This window comes from Lutimaribacter degradans (genome assembly GCF_023703375.1).
GTDB classification, from domain to species: Bacteria; Pseudomonadota; Alphaproteobacteria; order Rhodobacterales; family Rhodobacteraceae; genus Lutimaribacter; species Lutimaribacter degradans.
In genome coordinates, this window is the sequence record NZ_JAMQGO010000003.1 from 153,582 (window position 1) to 173,840 (window position 20,259).

General features: G+C 58.9%; 26 protein-coding genes. 16 read left to right on the forward strand and 10 right to left on the reverse strand.

The genetic code is table 11. The features are described from left to right. Window positions 1-46: 46 nt before the first annotated feature. The 3 genes from flaF to M8744_RS07040 are packed head-to-tail and all read left to right on the forward strand — an operon-like array spanning window position 47 to window position 1,622. Complete coding sequence (gene flaF / locus M8744_RS07030) at window positions 47-424, forward strand: flagellar biosynthesis regulator FlaF (protein ID WP_251411578.1); 378 nt, start codon at window positions 47-49, stop codon at window positions 422-424. Continuing rightward, the gene (gene flbT / locus M8744_RS07035; RefSeq protein WP_251411581.1) at window positions 421-822 is read left to right on the forward strand and encodes a flagellar biosynthesis repressor FlbT; all 402 of its coding nucleotides are present in this window, start codon (window positions 421-423) and stop codon (window positions 820-822) included. Before flaF ends, flbT begins: the two co-directional genes overlap by 4 nt. Beyond that, the gene (locus M8744_RS07040; protein WP_251411584.1) at window positions 819-1,622 is read left to right on the forward strand and encodes a DUF1217 domain-containing protein; all 804 of its coding nucleotides are present in this window, start codon (window positions 819-821) and stop codon (window positions 1,620-1,622) included. The genes flbT and M8744_RS07040 overlap by 4 nt, the downstream gene beginning before the upstream one ends. Here M8744_RS07040 and M8744_RS07045 read toward each other — a convergent pair. After that, window positions 1,619-2,977, reverse strand: coding sequence for a FliI/YscN family ATPase (locus tag M8744_RS07045; RefSeq protein WP_251411587.1), 1,359 nt, complete (start codon window positions 2,975-2,977; stop codon window positions 1,619-1,621). The two genes, M8744_RS07040 and M8744_RS07045, sit on opposite strands and share 4 nt — an antisense overlap. A gap of 123 nt (window positions 2,978-3,100) precedes the next feature. Here M8744_RS07045 and M8744_RS07050 point away from each other — a divergent pair, with 123 nt between their 5' ends. The 9 genes from M8744_RS07050 to M8744_RS07090 are packed head-to-tail and all read left to right on the forward strand — an operon-like array spanning window position 3,101 to window position 7,639. After that, window positions 3,101-3,448, forward strand: coding sequence for a FlgB family protein (locus tag M8744_RS07050; RefSeq protein WP_251411589.1), 348 nt, complete (start codon window positions 3,101-3,103; stop codon window positions 3,446-3,448). A 10-nt stretch (window positions 3,449-3,458) separates the two neighbouring features. Further along, window positions 3,459-3,848 (forward strand): flagellar basal body rod protein FlgC, encoded by a 390-nt coding sequence (gene flgC / locus M8744_RS07055; RefSeq protein ID WP_251411592.1) that lies wholly within the window; start codon window positions 3,459-3,461, stop codon window positions 3,846-3,848. A 27-nt stretch (window positions 3,849-3,875) separates the two neighbouring features. Beyond that, complete coding sequence (gene fliE / locus M8744_RS07060; protein ID WP_251411595.1) at window positions 3,876-4,163, forward strand: flagellar hook-basal body complex protein FliE; 288 nt, start codon at window positions 3,876-3,878, stop codon at window positions 4,161-4,163. Continuing rightward, window positions 4,163-4,432, forward strand: coding sequence for a flagellar biosynthetic protein FliQ (locus M8744_RS07065; protein WP_251411598.1), 270 nt, complete (start codon window positions 4,163-4,165; stop codon window positions 4,430-4,432). The genes fliE and M8744_RS07065 overlap by 1 nt, the downstream gene beginning before the upstream one ends. Window positions 4,433-4,453: 21 nt before the next feature. Continuing rightward, the gene (locus tag M8744_RS07070; protein ID WP_251411601.1) at window positions 4,454-5,167 is read left to right on the forward strand and encodes a flagellar hook-basal body complex protein; all 714 of its coding nucleotides are present in this window, start codon (window positions 4,454-4,456) and stop codon (window positions 5,165-5,167) included. A gap of 15 nt (window positions 5,168-5,182) precedes the next feature. Then, window positions 5,183-5,968 carry a flagellar basal-body rod protein FlgG gene (gene flgG / locus M8744_RS07075; protein WP_251411604.1) on the forward strand — a complete coding sequence of 262 codons (786 nt, stop codon included), beginning with the start codon at window positions 5,183-5,185 and terminating at the stop codon, window positions 5,966-5,968. Window positions 5,969-5,973: 5 nt separating this feature from the next. Next, window positions 5,974-6,393: a flagellar basal body P-ring formation chaperone FlgA gene (gene flgA / locus M8744_RS07080; RefSeq protein ID WP_251411607.1), complete on the forward strand. Its 420-nt coding sequence runs from the start codon at window positions 5,974-5,976 to the stop codon at window positions 6,391-6,393. Beyond that, window positions 6,393-7,121, forward strand: coding sequence for a flagellar basal body L-ring protein FlgH (flgH, locus tag M8744_RS07085; protein WP_251411609.1), 729 nt, complete (start codon window positions 6,393-6,395; stop codon window positions 7,119-7,121). Before flgA ends, flgH begins: the two co-directional genes overlap by 1 nt. 11 nt (window positions 7,122-7,132) lie before the next feature. Beyond that, window positions 7,133-7,639 (forward strand): flagellar basal body-associated FliL family protein, encoded by a 507-nt coding sequence (locus M8744_RS07090; RefSeq protein ID WP_251411613.1) that lies wholly within the window; start codon window positions 7,133-7,135, stop codon window positions 7,637-7,639. 12 nt (window positions 7,640-7,651) lie between these two features. Here M8744_RS07090 and M8744_RS07095 read toward each other — a convergent pair whose 3' ends face one another. The 9 genes from M8744_RS07095 to M8744_RS07135 form a co-directional block, all read right to left on the reverse strand. After that, on the reverse strand, window positions 7,652-8,032 hold the full coding sequence (locus tag M8744_RS07095) for a hypothetical protein (RefSeq protein ID WP_251411615.1): 381 nt from the start codon (window positions 8,030-8,032) through the stop codon (window positions 7,652-7,654). Then, window positions 8,029-9,114: an EscU/YscU/HrcU family type III secretion system export apparatus switch protein gene (locus tag M8744_RS07100; protein WP_251411619.1), complete on the reverse strand. Its 1,086-nt coding sequence runs from the start codon at window positions 9,112-9,114 to the stop codon at window positions 8,029-8,031. Before M8744_RS07100 ends, M8744_RS07095 begins: the two co-directional genes overlap by 4 nt. Continuing rightward, window positions 9,111-9,884 (reverse strand): flagellar biosynthetic protein FliR, encoded by a 774-nt coding sequence (locus M8744_RS07105; RefSeq protein WP_251411623.1) that lies wholly within the window; start codon window positions 9,882-9,884, stop codon window positions 9,111-9,113. The genes M8744_RS07100 and M8744_RS07105 overlap by 4 nt, the downstream gene beginning before the upstream one ends. Further along, window positions 9,881-11,971, reverse strand: coding sequence for a flagellar biosynthesis protein FlhA (gene flhA / locus M8744_RS07110; protein WP_251411626.1), 2,091 nt, complete (start codon window positions 11,969-11,971; stop codon window positions 9,881-9,883). Before flhA ends, M8744_RS07105 begins: the two co-directional genes overlap by 4 nt. Before the next feature lie 255 nt (window positions 11,972-12,226). After that, a complete protein-coding gene (locus tag M8744_RS07115) occupies window positions 12,227-14,473 on the reverse strand; it encodes a hypothetical protein (protein ID WP_251411629.1) in 2,247 nt (748 codons plus the stop codon). Then, window positions 14,470-15,339 carry a flagellar motor stator protein MotA gene (gene motA, locus M8744_RS07120; protein ID WP_251411631.1) on the reverse strand — a complete coding sequence of 290 codons (870 nt, stop codon included), beginning with the start codon at window positions 15,337-15,339 and terminating at the stop codon, window positions 14,470-14,472. The genes M8744_RS07115 and motA overlap by 4 nt, the downstream gene beginning before the upstream one ends. Window positions 15,340-15,410: 71 nt before the next feature. Then, on the reverse strand, window positions 15,411-16,001 hold the full coding sequence (locus M8744_RS07125; RefSeq protein ID WP_251411634.1) for a MotE family protein: 591 nt from the start codon (window positions 15,999-16,001) through the stop codon (window positions 15,411-15,413). After that, the gene (locus tag M8744_RS07130) at window positions 15,998-16,354 is read right to left on the reverse strand and encodes a hypothetical protein (protein ID WP_251411637.1); all 357 of its coding nucleotides are present in this window, start codon (window positions 16,352-16,354) and stop codon (window positions 15,998-16,000) included. Before M8744_RS07130 ends, M8744_RS07125 begins: the two co-directional genes overlap by 4 nt. A gap of 11 nt (window positions 16,355-16,365) precedes the next feature. Next, window positions 16,366-16,893, reverse strand: coding sequence for a flagellar basal body-associated FliL family protein (locus M8744_RS07135; RefSeq protein WP_251411640.1), 528 nt, complete (start codon window positions 16,891-16,893; stop codon window positions 16,366-16,368). 128 nt (window positions 16,894-17,021) lie between these two features. Here M8744_RS07135 and fliF point away from each other — a divergent pair, with 128 nt between their 5' ends. The 4 genes from fliF to fliP are packed head-to-tail and all read left to right on the forward strand — an operon-like array spanning window position 17,022 to window position 20,233. Further along, window positions 17,022-18,626, forward strand: a complete 1,605-nt coding sequence (gene fliF / locus M8744_RS07140) for a flagellar basal-body MS-ring/collar protein FliF (RefSeq protein WP_251411643.1) — start codon at window positions 17,022-17,024, stop codon at window positions 18,624-18,626. Beyond that, on the forward strand, window positions 18,623-19,213 hold the full coding sequence (locus M8744_RS07145) for a FliH/SctL family protein (protein WP_251411646.1): 591 nt from the start codon (window positions 18,623-18,625) through the stop codon (window positions 19,211-19,213). Before fliF ends, M8744_RS07145 begins: the two co-directional genes overlap by 4 nt. Further along, complete coding sequence (locus tag M8744_RS07150; protein ID WP_251411649.1) at window positions 19,206-19,499, forward strand: FliM/FliN family flagellar motor switch protein; 294 nt, start codon at window positions 19,206-19,208, stop codon at window positions 19,497-19,499. Before M8744_RS07145 ends, M8744_RS07150 begins: the two co-directional genes overlap by 8 nt. Continuing rightward, window positions 19,496-20,233, forward strand: a complete 738-nt coding sequence (fliP, locus tag M8744_RS07155) for a flagellar type III secretion system pore protein FliP (protein WP_251411653.1) — start codon at window positions 19,496-19,498, stop codon at window positions 20,231-20,233. Before M8744_RS07150 ends, fliP begins: the two co-directional genes overlap by 4 nt. Window positions 20,234-20,259 lie beyond the last annotated feature (26 nt).

The window sequence follows — 20,259 nt, forward strand, 5'->3', positions numbered from 1 at the left end:
CCCGGACCTTGAATCTCCCGGAAATCGCAAATCGGAAGGATAAGACGTGAACACCAAACGTCTGGCACAGCGCGCCTACCAATCGAACGCCACACCGATCCGCACCCCGCGCAGTGGCGAATACGAGGTTTTCGCGCGCGTCACGCAACGCCTTGCAGCCTCGGCACGCAAAGGAAAAGGCGGGTTTTCCAAACTGGCCGAAGCCATCCACGAGAACCGTCGCCTCTGGAACACGTTGGCGATATCGGTAGCCGACAAGGACAATGCTTTGCCTGCCGATTTGCGGGCGCGGCTCTTTTATCTGGCTGAGTTCACGGAAACCTACAGCCGCAACGTATTGAAAGGAAATGCACCAGTCGGACCGCTGGTCGAGGTTAACACGGCCATCATGCGGGGCTTGCGCAAGGAAGGCAAAGACACATGAGCGGTTTGGTCCTGAAGTTGAACCCGAAGGAACGCGTTCTGGTGAATGGCGCCGTTATCGAAAACGGTGACCGTCGCACGCGGCTGTCGATCCTCACGCCTGATGCGAACATCCTGCGCCTCCGGGATGCCATCCACCCCGAGGACGCACAAACACCCGTGCGTCGCGTCTGTTACGCAGCGCAGCTGGTGTTGTCCGGCGACCTCGATCCGGATGATGCCCAGCACCAATTGCTTCGCCGGATCGAGGAACTGAGCCAGGTGCTGACAGACGCTGACAGCCGCACACAATTGACGATAGCCACCGAGGCGCTGATTTCGCGCCGCTATTACCAATGCCTCAAGGCGCTGCGCCGTTTGATTCCGCGCGAAGATCGGCTTTTGGCCGCCGCAAAATGAGCTTTCAACCCGTCCTGCCGATGGCCGGGTTGGCCGGGTGGCGCTTTTTGCAGCGCACGATGGATACTCAAACCGCCACATTCAACTCGGGTGCGCAAATCACCCGCGACACCGATTATTTTCTTGAGAAGATCGGTAAGATCGACACTGCGGAACAACTGGTATCCGACAGGCGGCTATTGCGGGTCGCATTGGGCGCCCATGGGCTGCAAAGTGATATCGACAACCGCTTTTTCATCCGCAAAGTGCTGGAAGATGGTACGCTGAAAAGCGACGCGCTGTCGAACAGGCTGGCCGATGATAGATACAAAAGCTTTTCCAAGGCATTTGGTTTCGGCGATTTCCCGGTACCAAACACCAAGTTGAGCGATTTCGGCGCGAAAACGGTGGCGCTTTATCGCAAGCAGCAGTTCGAGCAGGCCGTCGGCGAACAGGATAATGCGATGCGGCTGGCGTTGAACGCCGATCGGCAGTTGCCAGAGATCGCAGGCGGTTCGAGCAGCGAGAACGCCCGGTGGTTTCGCATCATGGGCACCGCCCCACTGCGCGAGGTATTCGAGGTTGCGCTGGGTCTGCCCAAAAGTTTTGGCCAGATCGACATTGATCAGCAACTGCAGGTTTTCCAGGAAAAGGCGCGCGGCCAGCTTGGCCTGGAAAGCGTCGGAGACTTGGCAAGGCCGGAGGTGCGCGAACAGCTGGTTCAACGATACTTGTTGCGGACACAAGTTGCCGAGGCTGTCGTGACCGGCCCGGCCTCGGTCGCGCTAAGCCTGCTGCAAAACATCCCACGCCGGAATTAACGTGTTGCGTGGCTGGCAGATCCCGGCTGCACTGGTCGCGGGGCGCTCGCGCGTCGCAAGATCAAACGCAACCGGGCAAAACTATTTGTGCTTGCCTGGCTTTCGTTCTCGGCAAGAAACGCATCAAGCTCGGGCCAGATTGAGATTGCGCTGTCCAGGGTCGGGTCGCTGCCTGCTGCATAAAGCCCCGCCCGGATCATCATGTCGTTTTCGTCATACACACCAAGCAAATGCCGCGCTTCGCCGATCAGCGCATTTTCAGCCTCAGTCGCGGCGTCGGGCAAGCTGCGCGAGACCGAGCGCGGAAGGTCGATCGCAGGATAGCGTCCTCGCTCGGCGATCTTGCGATCCAGAACCACGTGGCCGTCAAGGACGCCACGCAAGATATCTGCCACCGGCTCTTCCATGTCCGATCCGGGCACCAGAACGGTAAACAACGCGGTAACATCCCCCATGCTTCCAGCGCCCGGCCCAGCGCGTTCGGCCAGGGCCATGATGGTATGCGCGGTCGAAGCAGGATAGCCACGCAACGCCGCGTCCTCGCCCGAGGCCACGGCGATTTCACGATGCGCTTCGGCAAAGCGGGTGATGGAGTCGGCCAGAAACAGGACGTTGCACCCCTGGTCGCGGAAATATTCGGCCACTGTCATAGCCGTCCAGGCGCATCGCCGCCGCAATAGCGGCGATTGGTCTGACGTTGCCGCCACCACCACCGACCGTGCCATGCCCTCGGGGCCGAGAACCTTGCCGACGAAATCGCCAACTTCGCGGCCGCGCTCTCCGATAAGGGCGATCACGACGACATCGGCCTGCATGTACCGCGCCAGATGCCCAAGCAGATGCGTCTTGCCGACGCCAGAACCGGCAAAAAGCCCGACGCGCTGCCCCTGTACGATGGGCAACAATGTGTTGAAAACGCGCATTCCCGTTTCCAACCTTTGTCCCAGGCCACGGCGCTGCGCGGCTGGCGGCGGCGCTGAAAGGAAGTCGCGCCCGCCATCGCCGCGCGGAAGGGGCGTCCCGTCAAGCGGGCGTCCCATTGGGTCGATCACGCGGCCAATCCACCCGTCGCAGGGCGCTATATGGGCCGGCCCTGCCAAGATGACCCGATCCCCCAGTGAGACGCCGGTCAGAGCGTGTTCCGGAAGCATGGTCAACGCATCCTTCCCCAGTTGCAGAACCTCGCCCATCAGCGGCAGCGCCCCCTTGCGCAAAAGACGCAACTGATCTCCCAGCCGGGCGAACGTGCCAAGCCCCTGCACCTTTACCAAACCGCCCGAAACGGCAACTACACGGCCTACGTCACGAACCGAAGTCAGGCTGCCGATTTCCGGCATGGATTTGGGCTGGGGCATCGCACTCTCCAAAAATCTTTCGAAAACAATTTCTAAAGGAATCACGGTTAAGCATCGGTATAGGTCACCGAGGGAGAAGCCCCGATGTTTGCGAATTTGCAGATTTTTCGTCTGTCACACGCCATGGCAAGCCATGCTGGCGCCAGGCAGGCCACCATCGCGCAGAACATGGCCCATGCCGACACGCCGGGCTACAAGGCGCATGACTTGCCGCCCTTTGCCGACATGGTTTCAGACCGCCAGACCGTGCAAAAGGCCACGCGCACAAGGCATCTGAATGGCACAGTTGCTGGCCAGATGTCTTTTGAAACCGTGGCGCGCGACGGCGCCGGCACCAACCCCAACGGCAACAACGTCACGATCGAGCAAGAGATGCTGCACGCGGTCGACACCAAGCGGCAGCATGACCGGGCGTTGGCCATCTACAAGAGTTCGCTGACCATTCTGCGCAGCGCGATCGGACGTCGTTGAGGAGACCGGCATGAGCGACTTTTCAAGATCACTCGAAGTATCCACCAGCGGGCTGAATGCCCAAGCCCAGCGCCTGCGCCACGTGTCTGAAAATATCGCCAACGCGGATACACCAGGATACCGGCGAAAGACGATCCCGTTCGAGGCCACGATGCGAGGCGCGGGCGTGAGCATGGTAAATCCGGGGCGTGTCACGCTTGATCGCGGTGACCTGGAACAAGTTTATGATCCCGCGCATCCGATGGCCGACGAGACCGGGCACTATCTCGGGTCGAATGTCGACCTGGTGATCGAGGTGGCAGACGCACGCGAAGCCCAACGCAGCTACGAGGCGAACCTGAAAATGTTCGACCAGACACGGCAGATGTCGTCGGCATTGATGGACCTGTTGCGCCGGTAAACCCCGAAGATCCAGAAGGAGAGAACGATGCAAGCGATTTCCGCACTCGCCGGGCAGAACTATGCCGCGGCCCGCCCCGCAACCGAACCGCAAGGCACTGGCACTGCCGGCGAAGCGGCGGTGAACCTGGCCCGGGATTTCACGGCGACGCTGCAACAGGCCGAGCAAACAGCCCAGGCCGCCATGACGGGCGGCGCAGATCCTCATGCGCTGGTGCAGGCGTTGGCACAAACCGAACTTGCGGTCGAAGCCGCAGTGACCGTGCGCGACAAGGTTGTCGAAGCATACCAGGAAATCCTGCGGATGCCCGTCTGATGATGGACCAGGGCGTATTCTACGACACGCTGCGCCAGGGCCTGTGGGTGTCGGTGATAACCTCGGTGCCGATCCTTTCGGTCGCGTTGATCGCCGGCGTCACTGTGGGGCTTTTCCAGGCACTGACGTCGATCCAGGAAATGACCCTGACCTTCGTTCCGAAACTCGGGGCAATCGTCGCGGTCTACTGGGTCTCGATGGGCTTCATGACCAAGACACTGGTCAGCTTTTTCCAAGATACGCTGGTGCCGCTGATGGTCGGCGGCTGACAGGGCAAACGGGGGCAGTACATGGATAATGCAGGCTACACCACGCTCACCCGGCAGTCGGGCTTGATGCGCGAAATGCGGGTAGTGGCGAACAATATCGCCAACATGGCCACGACCGGCTTTCGGCAGGAGGGGCTGATTTTCTCGGAACATGTAAAGCGGGTTGAAAACGGTCCGTCCCTTTCGATGGCCACGGGAAATGTGCGCAACACGTCGATCATGCAGGGCGCATTGACCCGAACGAACGGGCGTTTCGACCTTGCGATCGAGGGCGAGGGGTTTTTCATGGTCGAAACATCACGGGGCGAACGATTGACCCGTGCAGGCAGTTTTACACCGAATGCCGAAGGCGACCTGGTAACGCCAAACGGCTTTCGCGTTCTTGATGCAGGCGGTGCGCCGGTTTTCGTTCCGCCCGATGCCGCGAACATTGGCATCTCTGCTGACGGCACGATTAGCGACGATGGGCGCCCCCTGGGGAAGATCGGGCTTTACCGACCGGCAGATCCCAACGGCATGATCCGCGAGGACGGCGTGATGTTCCGCGCAGACGGCGGTGTGGAACCAGTTGAAGCCGGCCAGATCCTGCAAGGGTTTCTGGAATCGTCGAATGTCGACCCGATCAGCCAGATCGCCCGCATGATCGAGGTCCAGCGTGCCTACGAGATGGGGCAGAAATTCCTTGAAGCCGAAGATGAGCGCATTCGGACCGCCGTCAAGACATTCATCCGCTAACCGCAGGAGGCCACCATGCGTGCCTTGAAGATCGCCGCAACGGGCATGTCCGCCCAACAGATGCGGGTTGAAACGATTTCCAACAACCTCGCCAACATGTCGACCACGGGCTATAATGCTCGGCGGGCAGAATTCTCCGATCTGCACTATCAGCAAGCCGCCCGCGCCGGGACGGTAAACGCCGCCGATGGCACCATATTGCCAACCGGCGTGCAGCTTGGCCTGGGCGTGCGACCCGCGGCCGTATCGATGAACCTTGCACAAGGCGCGCTGAGCGAAACTGGCGGCGATCTGGATGTCGCAATCGACGGGCAAGGATTCCTGGAGGTGACACTACCCTCGGGGCAGGCCGCTTACACCCGTGACGGTGGCCTGAAACGCAGCGGCGACGGGTTGATTGTCACCTCAGACGGGTTCCCCGTGCAGCCAGAAATCGTGATCCCGACGGATGCGCGCTCGATCTCGATCAACGCCGATGGCGAAGTCTATGCCTATTTCGATCTTGCCACCGAGGCGCAGGTTTTGGGGCAGTTCAGCTTGGTAGGCTTTACCAATGCCAAGGGGCTGGAAGCAATCGGATCAAACCTTTTCACCGAAACCGAAGCATCCGGTCCGGGATTGGTAACAACACCCGGTCAGGACGGGTTGGGCACCTTGCGGCAGGGCTATCTTGAAGACAGTTCCGTCGATCCCGTACGGGAAATCACCGAACTGATCGAAGCGCAACGCGGCTACGAGTTGAACTCAAAGGTCATTTCCGCAGCCGACCAGATGCTGGGCGCAACAGCGCAGGTACGGTGATGACCATGCTATGGCTTGCCCTGATCCTGGTTGGCCTGGCATTTCCGGCGCATGCCGACATGCTGGTTGCCGCCCGCACTTTGCGTGCACAGACGATCGTTTCCGCCAGCGATCTGATCTTGCACACGGGTCCGGATGTGGGCCTGGCCGATCCCGCGTTAATCGTCGGCCAAGAAGCCCGCGTCACCATATATGCCGGCAGGCCGGTTCGCCCCGGTGATGTTGGCCCTCCTGCAATCATCGAACGCAACCAGATCGTTCCCCTGGTGTTCGAGTCGTCCGTTTTGCATATCCAAACCGAGGCGCGCGCCCTTGATCGTGCCGGGGTAGGCGAAACCATACGTGTTCTGAATCTGTCGTCGCGTAGTCCGGTCATGGGCCAGGTTCAGGCTGATGGTACGGTTCTGGTGAAAGGTATGAAGTGATGCGTTCACGCTTGCTCTGTCTATCCGCGCTGTTGGTTTTGTCCGCTTGCGTCCGCGCCGACCACATCGGCAAGGCGCCGGATTTCACTCCGACCCAGGAAAGCCCGGCGCACAACGCCATGTTCAACCCGGGCCTGCCGATGCGGCAAACGGTTCAACGCCCCGTCGATCATTCTTCGCTGTGGCATTCCGGTCGTCGATCTCTGTTGGGTGACAGGCGGGCGATGCGCCGTGGCGACATACTAACCGTCGTAATCGAAATCGACGATGAGGCCGAAATTTCAAACAGTACGCAACGCGCTCGCGACGGATCAGAAAGCCTGGGCGTACCAGGTTTGTTCGGGATACCACAGCGCCTCGACAAGCGCCTGCCAGAAGGAGCCTCGATGGCAGAAGCGGTATCGATCGGGTCCACCTCGTCAAGTTCGGGCAGCGGCTCGGTCCGTCGCAACGAGAAACTGACGCTGCGGGTGGCCGCGACGATTACCCAGGTGCTGCCCAACGGGGTTCTCGCGGTATCAGGTAGCCAAGAGGTGCGCGTGAACTACGAAATGCGCGAATTGCTGGTCACCGGCTATGTGCGCCCCGAGGATATCTCACGCCGAAACGAAGTTACCTACGACAAGATCGCTTCGGCTCGCGTGTCCTATGGCGGCCGCGGCCAGATCTCGGACATGCAGCAACCACGCTACGGCCAGCAGATTCTGGATGCGGTCCTGCCGTTCTGAGGAGACCAGACATGTTTCGCACGCTTTTACCGATCTTGCTTGCCGCCATGGGCACCGGCGGTGGCGTCGTGGCAGGTGCGATGGTGCGACCTGCCCCCGAAAAGGCCGCAACCTTGTCGGAATGCGCGCCTTCTCCGCCCTCGGATACCAAGCGTGCCGGCATCGCCGTGAAAGACACGCGCGCTCAGCCAGCAATTCCGGAATACATCAAGTTGAGCAACCAATTCGTTGTGCCTGTCGTAGAACAGGATCGCGTGGCCGCGATGGTCGTGCTGTCACTCAGCATCGAGGCCGCACCCGGAGCGCGCGAAACGATTTACACCAGAGAGCCCAAACTCCGTGACGTTTTCTTGCAGGTACTGTTCGATCACGCGAATATTGGTGGGTTTCGTGGTGCTTTCACCTCGGCTGCCAACATGGGATCATTACGTGATGCCTTACTGGATGCCGCACAAGGCGTGATCGGGCATGATGTGTCGGATATACTGATTACCGACATCGGGCGACAGGATGTCTGAGCCCAACCGGTATCAACCTTGCCTCTTGTCCGCCCTGGATCGCTGTCTTTGCGCAGCGGTTTTCTGCAGGTGCTCGGCCACCTGCTGACGCCCAAGCGCCTTTTTCAAGCTATGCAACAGGGTTTCCTTCGCCGCGCGAAGGCGCGCAAGCTCCATGCTCAGCTCACGCTGCTGGGTATCAAGCCAGCCTTGCCAAAGAACATCGGCACCAAGGCTTTGCCGTACAGGGTTTGCGCAATCGGCCAATTTTGTCTGAACACGGTTCTCATCCAGTGCCGCCATTGCATCCCGCAGACGGTTTTCTTCGACATGCAATGCTTGCAGTTCGGCCTGTCGCCGACGGAACATCACCGATGTCAGGCGGGCGATTTGATCGGCCTTGTCCTTGTTCATCGCCTTCTGACCTTTTGCCTGAGCCCATCGGCAAACCGGATCGCGGCCGCTACTGCGCGATAATGTTCGGGCGCGATTTCCTCCCCGATTTCGACCGACGCATAAAGGGCCCGCGCCGTCGGTGGGTCCGACTGGACCGGCACGCCATTTTCAAACCCGATTTCACGAATCCGCCTGGCAATCTCATCCACGCCCTTGGCAACACATTCCGGGGCCGAGCCCGGTGCCCTGCTCCATTTCAATGCGACCGCGTAATGCGTCGGATTCACGATAATGACATCGGCCCGCGGCACATCTTGCATCATGCGGCGCGACGCGATTTCCTGTGCCTTGTGGCGCCGCGTCTGCTTCATTTGCGGGTCGCCTTCGGTGTCCTTATGCTCGTCGCGCATTTCCTTGTGGGACATCCGGTTCTTGCGCATATGTTCATGCCACTGCCAAAGGTAGTCGATTCCACCAAGGACCAGGGCAACAACCAGGGCCACGAAGAGAAACTCGATGCACAAGCGCCCCAGCATCGTCATGGCGATACCCGGGCTTGTCTGTACGCTTGCTGACATTTCTTCCAGCCGCGCGTTCAGGAAAACAAACAAGACAATCGAATAGATCACCAGCTTCGCAAAGCTTTTCGCAAACTCGAAAAGACCCCCGCGGCCAAACTTGTTCTTCGCGTTGGCAATCAGCGAAATTCGGTTGAGTTTGGGCACCAGCTTGGACGGTGTCACGATGAAGGCCCGCTGGGCAATCACCGTGAGCAGGACAAGCGCAGCCGGAGTGACAAACCAGGGCGCAATGGCAGCCATGCTTTGTACGATCAAACCTTTTGCCGGACGGCTTGCAGAGCCGTTGAAGAACACCTCACGCCAGCCATCGGCGTGCTCGATCAGGCTACGAAACAACATACCCAGCGCCTCTACGCTGCTGGCGCCGGTCAACAGAAGTGCCAAAAGCAAACCGCCATAGGCCGCAGATACCGAAAGATCCTGTGATCGTGCGACCTCTCCTTTCTTGCGTGCTTCCTCCAGTTTTCGTGGGGTTGGCTCGTGAGTTTTGTCGCTGTCCTCACCTGACGCGCCATTCATCTCGCAACCTCGTGCGGCACAAGCAAGAACCCGTCGATCGCGGCAAGCCACACCTGTAGCATCAGCGGCGACAACAGCATGAGCAGCGCAAGCCCGCCAAAGGTAATAACCGGCGCGCCGACAAACGCCACCATGAGCTGCGGCATCGCCCTGTTGATAACGCCCAATGTCAGGTTGTAGAGAACCGAAACGATCACGAATGGCACCGCCAGCATGAAGCCAAGTGCAAACACTTTTGACACCAGGCCCACGCCCCAGGTTGATACGGTTTCAGCATCAGGAAGTCGCGCTGGCGGGAACATGTCGTAGGACAGAATGACGAAAATGACGGCCTTCGTGTGCAGGCCCGCCATCATTGCAAGCGCCAGCCCGGCAATGACCAGCATATGTGCCATGGCCGGCTGCGGATCCCCCCCGGCAGTGGCAAAAATCTGTGCAAGTGAGGTGGATTGCGCCGCGATGGAGCCTGCAGTTGACAGACCAAGGACGAAAAGGCGCAGGCTGACCCCCAGCAATGCCCCTGAGAGCGGCTCGGTAATCAACAGCCATGCAAGATCGGGCCAGTCGGGAACGCCGGCGAACGGGTCGATCGCAACTGCGACCGGAACCGTGAAGGCAAGCGCCAAGCCAAGCTTGATCCGCAGGGGCACCGCCGTTTCACCGAACCCCGGCAACAAGGTAACAAGTGCACCCACCCGCAAGAAAACGACAAATCCGTGCCAAAGGGCCAGCTGCGACAACCCCAGAATGCTCGCCGCCTGGTCGATCATGCGGCAACCGTTCCAACAAGAGAGGGGTGGGCATCGGCACCAATCTCTTCGAAAGACAAGACCGGAGTGCTCAACCCTTTCGCGGCAAGAAGCGCCCGAAGAAACCGACGGCGACGAGATGCGGTGACAAGCGCTGGAAACACGCCACGCTCGCCAGCAGCGGAAACCTGTTCGGCGACCCCGTCGGTCAGCCGCGCGAAAAGATCAGGCGGGAGGGCAACATCAAGTGCACCGCGTTCGCCGTCGACCTGGTAACTGGTGAACGTATCCTCCCACTCGGGCGCCAGTTGAATAAGCGGAAGAGAGCCATCGTCTCTTTTCAGCCCTGCAACCAGTTGGAAGCCCAAACGCTGGCGAACATGCTCGCAAATCATGTCAGGCGCGGCCAATCCCGCTGATCGCGCCTCGGCAGTCGCTTCAAGGACGAGTGGCAGGTTTCGCACGGATACCTGCTCCTCTAGCAAAAGACGCGTGACGCGGTGCAGCAAATCCAGCGGAACACGATCAGGTATCATTTCGTCCAGAAGGGTGCGGTTCGCCTCGGCGCGTTTTGGATCAGACAAGTTAACCATTTCATCAAGCAGTCGCTGCAAGGCTTTGAGAGTCAAAAGCCGCGAGAAATTGCGCTTGATCGTTTCCAGTAGATGCGTGGCCAGCACTTCGGCCGGCGTGACGATCGTCACCCCTTCAAGGGTCAGTTTTTCCCTGGCGTCCTCGTCGATCCAACGCGCTGGCGCACCATAAACGGGTTCTGCAACATCCTCTCCCGCCGGAACCGAGACATCGCCCTCCGGCAGAAGCGCCAGGACGCGATCAGAAAACAGGCGAGCGCGCACCTGCTCCACCCCCTGTATACGAATGATATATGTTCCGGGCGGCAGCCCGGCGTCATCGGTCAGGCGAATTTCCGGCAAAATTAGGCCAAATGCCTTGGCCACATGAAGCCGCATGTTCGCGATCCGCACGTCTAGCCCGGTGCCTGCATCCAGAACCATTTCGACAAGGTCTGAGGCGAACTCCACATGGATATCATCGAGATCCAGCACATCGCCCAACGGCTGTGGCGCAGGCATTACTTCTTTGGGCAAGGCGTCACCGTATTCCAAGGCCACGCTGTTGCGCCTGTTCACCATGAGCGCGGCAGTGGCCAGAACACCGCTGCCCATGACAAAGGGTACAAAGGGAAGGCCTGGCACCAAGGCGAAAAGCAGCATCAGCACGGCCACCGTGGCCAGGGCTGCGGGATGTTTGCCCAATTGTGCCACCAATGCCGTGTCAGTCGCGCCAACAGTGCCGCCCCGCGCAAGAAGGAGTGCCGCGGCAATCGAGATTATGACGGCAGGAATTTGCGTGACCAAGCCATCACCGACGGTCAGGATGGCGTATGTTTCGAAAGCAGTGGCAATTGGCAGGTCATGGACCACAAGACCCATCACCAACCCCATGACAAGGTTCAACAAGGTTATCAGCAGCCCGGCCAGCGCATCGCCCTTGACGAATTTGGATGCCCCGTCGAGCGAGCCGAAGAAGGTCGTTTCCTGTTGCTCACGTTCGCGCCTAGCACGTGCTTCGACGTGGTCTATGGCCCCTGCGGACAGGTCGCTATCGATCGCAAGTTGTTTGCCTGGCATCCCATCAAGAGCAAAACGGGCGCCGACTTCGGCCATCCGGCCCGCACCTTTGGTGATGACCATGAAATTCACGATCAACAGAACGCCAAAGACGACCAGCCCTAAGAAAAGGCTTCCGCCCATAACAAAATTGGCAAAGCCTTCGATGACACCGCCCGCTGCCCGCGTCCCGGTGTGACCCTCGCCAATGATGAGTTTGGTGGACGAAACGTTAAGCGAAAGTCGAAGCATCAAGGATGCCAGAAGGATCGTGGGGAACGCTGAGAAATCCAGCGGTTTCTCGACGAAGAGCGTTACGGTGAAGATAAGGATTGCAAGACCAAAGGATACGGACAATCCCACATCAAGAACCCATGCGGGCATGGGCAGAATCATCATCACGATGACCGCCATCAAGGCGAGCGCCAGCAACACGGTGGGTTGGAAAACGGCCTGCGCCGAAAAGCCCGACGGCATTACCCACGCTCCGACATTTGGGGCGCCACGCCAAACAGCCGGCTTGCAAGTGTCACCTGTCCAGCAACGTAAAATTCACCTGCGCCAAGCGGACTTTCCAAGATATCGGGCAAACGGTGCGCCACCGTGACAGCCTTTGGATAAGGCGCGCCCGTTCGCCAAGCCAAGTCGGGGATTTCCCGCTTTTTCATTTTCCGGCCCTCCGCAGCATTCTGCTTGTGAGAACAGGGTTAGGCCCGGTGTCTTTCGATTCGGTTACGGCGAACCGGCTTGGTCAGAGTTGTTCGCGGAATCATCAAACGCGAAACTTGAAATTAGCTGGTCCAGTGTTTCCCGCACGCGCGCACTCTGGTCAAGCAAGTCTTGGTTTCTTGCCAGCACAGCCTCATTCGGCGTTGCCTCGTTCTCGGTCAGCTTCAACGCGGCAAATGCGGATAGTGCAGGATCATCGGTTTGGGCAAGATCTGCCCACTCGCTTGCAAGGAAAGCCGAACGCCTCCCATCGCCCTCGGATTCGAGGTCTGCATAAACCCGCGCGGCAATCGCATGATCGCCGGCCATGCTGCGTGCACGCGCCCTTATCGCGTCGACATCGGGCCCCGAGAAACCAAGCAACTCTGCCTCGGCCTGCCGTGGGCGCGTCATTTTCAACGCCGCCTCTGCACGCAACAGGCGCCTTTCCCGCGCCTCGTCACCACCCGCCGGATTCATCAACAGCTTCATGGAGTCTTCCGGGAACCCGAGCAAAAGCACGCGTTCAGCAAGCCGATTCACTTCGTCTTCCGGAAGCTCTTTGGCCTGATCCAATCGCTGAAAAATCAGCTCCAGAAACAGGGCATCTGGTGCGTTTGTCCGAAGCAGAGCGTAAATCCGTGCAGGCCGCGCCGCAATATTTTCCGGATCAAGGGCATCCAGCTTGGAAAGGGCTAACGCGAATTGGCCAGCCCCAGCATGTGCCAGAGCATCGGCCCAGGCCAGGATGTCAGCGTTCTCACCACTGCGGTTTTCGAATGCAAATGCTGCAGCAAGTTCGGCGGTTTTCCCCGGAATAGGCCGCCCCGCCGCGACCTCGGATTCTATGATTGCCGCCAACGCCATGGGCGATTGCTCAGTATTCTGCGCGACGGCCACCTTGCGAAGTTTCTGCGCCTTTTCCTGATCAGCCGCGCGTTTGGAAATGCCAATCTCGGCAAGTGCTTGATTCTGCGTTTTCCGGTCAGCTGCCAGGTCCATCCTGCGCAGGATCAGTTCGGACGCCTCTTCGTGGCCGTAGCCGGCCAACCGCATTGCCAAATCGGGCCCCAACCCGAGGCGGAGATGCCGAGGTAAGGCGGCGAAGTGCCGAACAACGGCTTTATGATTAACATCGGTTGGTTGCCGCCCCTCCTCTGCCGAGAGAACCGCCCACAACGAGACAAGGCCCTCACAGCTTGCCTGCGCGGGCAGCGACCCAGGATCAGCCACCGGGTCACCGTCGACGAGGTGTGACATGATTTCCAAGAGTGGCTCAGGCTTGTCCTGCAAGCGAAGAGACTGCCGCGCCTCGGCCCCGAAACCGTAATGGATATAGTGTTTTGCCAAACCCAACGCTGCGTCTTCATTGATTTGGTCAAGGTCACCAAACAGCTGCCCGCGCCAATGCGACAGACCAGCGTGGAAACTGTCAGCACCCCAGTCTACCACCGAAAAATCATCATCCGGGATACAGTCGGCACCCCCCATGGTTTGATTTTCCGAACCTTTTGCGCCAAGGAAATCGGCATCCTGGCTGGACAATGCGACCAAAGGAATGTCCGTTTGCAACCGTGGTGACTTGGAGAAAGTCTTGCTGGAAGGCTGCGAGCTTGCCCGGGTCGATGCTGAACGAAGTGCGATGCCGGCGTTGGGAGCCAAAAGCCCTTGCGTAGCGGCGCGTCCAAGTTGTCGCAAAAGACGTTCTTCTGCTTTACCCGCGAGTTCGATTGCCACCATTTTTTCGGCAAACATTCCTATGGCCCCGGTCGTGTTGGTGCCGCCCTCTGACGGAAAATCGGGCAAAGCCATTTGCAAGCCCATTCGGGGCACCTGGACCACCGCACTTCCGAAGCTGAGAGTTTTCGAGACGGGCCCTGTTGCATCAGCTTGTTGACCCGCATCAATTGGCATCGGGGCAATATCCAGGGCCAGCATCCGAGGGCCGGCCAGAAACGCCTTGGCCGAGCAATTGCACCCGATATCAATAATCAGTTGCCCGGGGACATTTCCTGCGCTGACCGAAGCAACCCGCGACCGGTCGATCCGTTGAAATACACTGGAAAGGTCGAAACTGGTGACACCCGAACCGATCTGCAGAATGACCCGTTTTTCTGCCTTCTGTATTTCCCATTCCGCCCCACGCGGCAGACCAACGACCAACCGTGTGAAATCACCATGTTCGCCGGAACGAACAATGGCCTGTTGGGCCGCAACCGCGGTTGGAAAAAGCGAAAAGAAGAGCAGTATTGAGCAGAGTCTTCGTATCATGCTGCATCCTGTTTGAGCGTCTTCAATGCATCTTCAAGGGCATCGAAATCCGGCCTGTAATGCGATGGGGTATTCTGCCGTCCAACCTCGATGCAGATATTGGCAGGATGGTTGTGCAGGTTTGCGACCAGAACCTCACGGATCAGCTGATAGAAATGGGCATCTTCCTCTACCACGGCCTTCACTTTGCCGGCGAAGGGGGCAACCAGACCATAGGCCAGGAAAACGCCCAGGAATGTCCCGACAAGTGCCCCGCCAATCATTTTGCCCAGTACCTCGGGTGGCTGGTCAATCGATGCCATCGTCTTGATAACCCCCAAAACCGCAGCCACGATTCCCAAAGCAGGCAGCCCATCGGCAACGGTCTGCAAGGCATGGCTGCCATGCAGGGCATGATGCAGGTTTGCATCAATCCGCTTTTCAAGAACTTCTTCGACCTGGTGAGGGTCATCATAATTCATCGAGGCCGAGCGCATCGTGTCGCAAATCAGGTTGATCGCTTCCTTGTCGGATTGAATGCGAGGGTACTTCGAAAAAATAGTGGACTCATCCGGTGCCTCGATATGTTCCTCGATTGCAACCGGGCTGGATTTCGCAAGACGAACCAATTCGAACAACAAGCAAAGCAGATCGCGGTAATCATCCGGCTTCCACTTGGCCCCCCTGAAAACCTTTCCAATATCCTTGGCGGTATGCTTGACCGCCCCCATGTCATTGCTGATCAGGAAAGCCCCGACCGCGGCCCCGCCAATTATCATCAGTTCGAAAGGCAGCGCCTTGAGAATGATCCCCAATTTACCGCCTGCCGCCAGATAACCGCCAAAAACCATGGCGAAAATCATGATGATGCCAAAAATGCCCAGCATTGACGCCTCCGCGAATTAGAACTGAATGCGTTCTTGCATGTCAGCAGTTAAGAAACCCTCAGCAGCTTGCGTTATTCCGTCGGGACGTCAGCATTTCGGCCAGCTAGGATGACACTTACGGAATAGGCCATCTGCGGGGTCAGGCCGGCCATCACCGCGGCAGCCGCGGCAGGTTGCATGCGCCCGAGAAAGCCCGCGGCAAAACCAGGGTCCATGGTCTCGAAAAGTGCCGCTGCTTCCTTGGGCTTCATCGCCTCGTAGACGGCCACCAAACGGTCAATATCATCTTCTGCGGCGGTATCGGCCAAGGCGATTGTCGCGCGCAGGGATTCTTCTGCAGCAAGAAGCTCTTGCAGTTTTCGCTGAATCTCCTCTTCTGCAACGGCAAGCGCGTGCAGGCGATCTTGAGCCTGTGCCTCACGCTTATCGAGCCGAGCTTCCCGCGCATTCAGTGCATCCAGAAACGGCGCGATATCCTTTGGCGGTTCACAACTCTGTGCAGTATTCGCATCTCCGGTTTCCGCTGGCACTGGGGCGTCATCGCTTACGGCAAGTGCCGCATCAGCCCCCAAGCCAACCCGTAACAGCGCAGATCCGATCAAAAGAAATGCGATGACGGCCAGTGTCCCGCGGCCACTGCGCCGTTTGCGCCGCTCGCTCATGGCCGCGCCTCCTCATCCGCACGGCCATGGCGCACGAACATGGGTTCTTTTACATCTTCCTGAGCGGGCTGGGGAAGGTCGTGCATCGAGGCGACAAGCAATTCCAGCCGTTTTGCAACATCTTCGGCCCGATCAGTGAGCCCACTAAGGGAGTCGGCAGACTCCGTCGTGGTTTTCTGCGCCGTGGCCAACATCTTGGTCAGGTCGTCAACTTGCGCCGATAGCACGGCAACAGCGCCTCCGACTCCGTTTTCAAGGTCGTTGAAGCGGCTCAATCGGCGCGCCAGGATGAAGCAATACAAACCGGCGCCGAGCGCACCGGCCACCAGAAGAATATCGGCGATCAGTTCCATAAACTTCCCTTTCAGTTCAGGACGAATTCCATGATCAAGAGGTTGCGAACAGCATCATTTCCGGCAACGACCTGAACCCTGCGCAGCATTTGTGCCCGCAGCCGGGAAAGGACCGTCGGGTCGTGCAAGTCGCGGGTTTCAACAGCACGCAGATAACTGTTCAGCACATCTATGATGCGTGGTGTCAGCGCCCGAATGTCGGACTCGTAGTCGGACAGGACTTCCAATTGCGCGCTGAATCGCAAGTGGCGGCTCCCGGTGCCGGGGGCGAGCGAGATGGTGATTGGATCGAGCGGTACGAAAACGCTGTCACCAAGGGGCAACGCTTCGATCTCTAACGCAGAGTCTTGCGTGGCATGATTCCCATCCTCCTGCGCGGCCAGGGCGTCTTTGGTATCGCCCAGCGCAGGCTTGAGAATCAAGCCGGAGTAGACCGCGTAAAATCCACCGCCTCCACCGACAAGCGCCAGCACGACCCCAAGGATCAGCATGAACTTTGAGGTTTTCTTGGGCTCTTCATCAACAGTGGCTTCGGCCATCGTGTCACCTGGGGCTTCGTTGCGTTACCGATCTGCATAACCCATTAGAAACTAACCGATTGTTAAGCCTGTTCCGCCATAGCTCGGAAGGAACAGGCGCAGAATGCCCTGTTGATCGGAGGTCAGTCGTGCAGCAAATCCTGAACCGCTGGAATGCGCTAGAAATGCAGCGCAAGATCATCATAGCCTTGGCCGGCATCGCCATGCTTGCCGCAGTCGTCGGCTTGGCCAGGATGGCCTCGAAACCCAGTATGGCCCTGTTGTATTCCGGGCTGGAAAACGGCGCTGCGGGCGAAGTCGTCCGCGCGCTGGAGCAGCGAGGCGTGATCCATGACGTGCGTGCCGGTGCCATTTTCGTAGAAGCAACCAAGCGTGACGCGCTTCGGATGACACTTGCCAGCGAAGGCCTGCCAGCCAACAACGCCAAAGGGTATGAACTGCTGGATGGGTTGTCAGGGTTCGGCACGACATCACAGATGTTCGATGCTGCCTACTGGCGCGCCAAAGAAGGCGAGCTCGCCCGCACAATCCTGGCAGGCCCGGCAATCACGTCAGCCCGGGTGCATATTGCTGCGACCGGCGGCAATCCATTCCGGCGCGATTTGCGACCGTCGGCCTCTGTTGCCGTAACCACGGCCGGTGGCGCCCTGCCACCGCCCCAAGCACGCGCATTGCGATTCCTGGTGGCCGCAGCCGTGGCAGGTTTGCAGCCAGAGGATGTGACGATTGTCGACGGCACAGGCGCGATCGTCGCCGGAACCGAGCCAGAAGGCCCTTCAAACTCGGCCGAGGATCGCAGCGCAGCACTGCGTGACAAGGTCCAGCGCCTGCTTGAGGCGCGCGTCGGATCGGGAAATGCCGTGGTGGAAGTCACACTTGAAACCGTGAACGAAAGCGAATCGATTCGTGAAAAGCGTTTTGACCCGAACGGTCGTGTCGCAATCAGTACCGAAACCGAAGAAAGTACCGACACTTCGCAGAACACAGGCGATGGCAACGTCACTGTCGCGTCGAATCTGCCCGATGGCGAGGCCGGCAACGCCGGCTCAAGCAACAGCCAGAACAACCGAAGCCGTGAACGGATAAATTTCGAGGTCTCGGAAACCGAGCGCGAGATCCAGCGCGCGGCTGGGGGTACCAAGCGGCTCACGGTCGCCGTACTGGTCAATGGGATTGCATCGACGACCGCCGATGGTGAACGAAACCTTGAGCCGCGACCCCAGGACGAACTCGATGCACTGCGCGATCTGGTGGCCTCTGCCGTCGGGTTCGACGAAGAGCGCGGCGATGTCATCACATTGAAGTCCATGATGTTCGAGCCTGCCGACCCTGTCGGGACGATCGCAACCCCTAGCCTTTTCGCCCGGTGGGCACTCGACGCCATGTCGCTGATCCAGATGGCCGTTCTGGCAATCGTGGCCCTGCTACTCGGGCTATTTGTCGTAAGGCCGGTGCTGGCCGGGTCGAATGACGGCGGGCCAACATCATTGCCCTCGCCGGCTGATGCTGCACACAACAGAGCCGTTTCTGAACTTCTGACTGGCGAGATCGAAGATGAAGACGGCAATTTCATTCCCACGACACCGATCAGCCAGGGCACAAACTTGGCGCCGGTTGATCCATCGGAGCAGTCCGACGCCGTAGAGCGGCTGCGTACCCTGATCGCGGAACGTCAGGACGAAACGCTCGAAATCCTACGTAATTGGCTGGAAGACGAGGAACCGGCAAGATGAGCATGCAGCAACTTCTTGAAGACTTCGGTACCACGTCTTCTGACCGGCTGGTAATGACCGACCAGGCATTGGAGGAAGTGCGCCTGGTGTCTTTCGAGAATGGCTATCAGGCCGGGTGGGAAGATGCCGCCGAGGCCCATTCCAAGGAGCAGGCCCACGTAAAGAACGAGCTCGCTCAGAACCTGCAGGACATAACTTTCACCCTGCACGAAGCGGAAACCGCGATTCTTCGTAACCTCGAACCTTTGTTCGCGGGTCTTTCCAACACGCTGTTGCCGGAAACTGCACAACAGGCGTTTGAAACCCGAATTTCGGAAGAGCTCGCAAAACTCATCCGCGAGATGGGCAGGGGCAGGCTCGTTCTGACGGTCAACCCGGACCAGGTGGAACGCGTTGAGGCGCTCGCCCCGAAAGACGGAACTGTCGATTTGTCGGTTGAGGCCGATGCGACGCTGGGCGAGGGCCAGGCGTTTCTCAGGCTTGGCCAGCGCGAGCGGATGATCGATCTCGACTCGGCGCTCGGGGAAATCCAGCAAATGATTCTTTCCTGTTTCGGGACACTCAAGGAGGACAAAGTATATGGCTGACAGTGACCAGATCTTGCCTGCTGGCGATCTCGGGGGGGCGTTCTCTTCGGTGCCGATCGAAATTACCATCTCGGTCGGTCGAGCCCGGCCGCTTATCCGTGATCTTCTGCAGATGGGCGAAAACTCGATCTTGCCGCTTGACCGGCGCGTCGACGACCCTGTCGAGCTTTTTGTCGGCGACAGATTGATTGCCCGTGGGCAACTCGAAGAGGTAGATGGCGACATGCCGGGCCAGTTGGCCGTGCGGTTGACAGAGGTCAGCGACTTCGAGGATGGCCTGGAATGACACGGCGTCGCGGCCTGTTGGGTTTCATCCCCCTTCTCATGCTTGCGACTGCACAGTCGGCAATGGCCCAGGATGTTTCGATCACGATCGGCGAGGGCGATTCGCTCACCACGCGAACCATTCAGCTCTTTGCGCTCATAACGCTTCTGTCGCTCGTTCCCGGCCTTGCGGTAATGATCACGTGTTTTCCGTTTATTGTCACGGTCTTGTCGATCTTGCGCCAAGCCATCGGGTTACAGCAGGCCCCCCCGAACATGCTGATCGTGACCCTGGCGTTGTTCTTGACATATTTCGTCATGGACCCGGTGCTACGAACAGCTTGGGCCGCAGGGATTGATCCGTTCATCAATGGGCAATCCGCGTTGGAAGATGCCTTTCTGGCAACGCTGGAGCCTTTTCGCGCCTTCATGTCAGCCCGTGTAGACCCGGAAACCTTTGAGACGCTCGCGGCCCTTCGTTCCGACCTCGAGACAATACCCGCCGATGCAGATGCCCCGCTCTCAGTCCTGATCCCGAGCTTCTTGCTCTCCGAGATTGCGCGGGCGTTTCAAATCGGTTTCCTCGTCTTTCTCCCGTTTCTGATCATCGATCTGGTTGTTTCGGCCGTGTTGATGTCCATGGGAATGATGATGGTGCCGCCGGTCATTGTCTCTCTTCCGTTCAAACTGGCATTTTTCGTGATCGCGGACGGATGGGCTCTTATCGCAGGTGCCTTGGTTCGCGGTTATTTTTGAGCCCGACCGGGGCAATCGGCGATCAC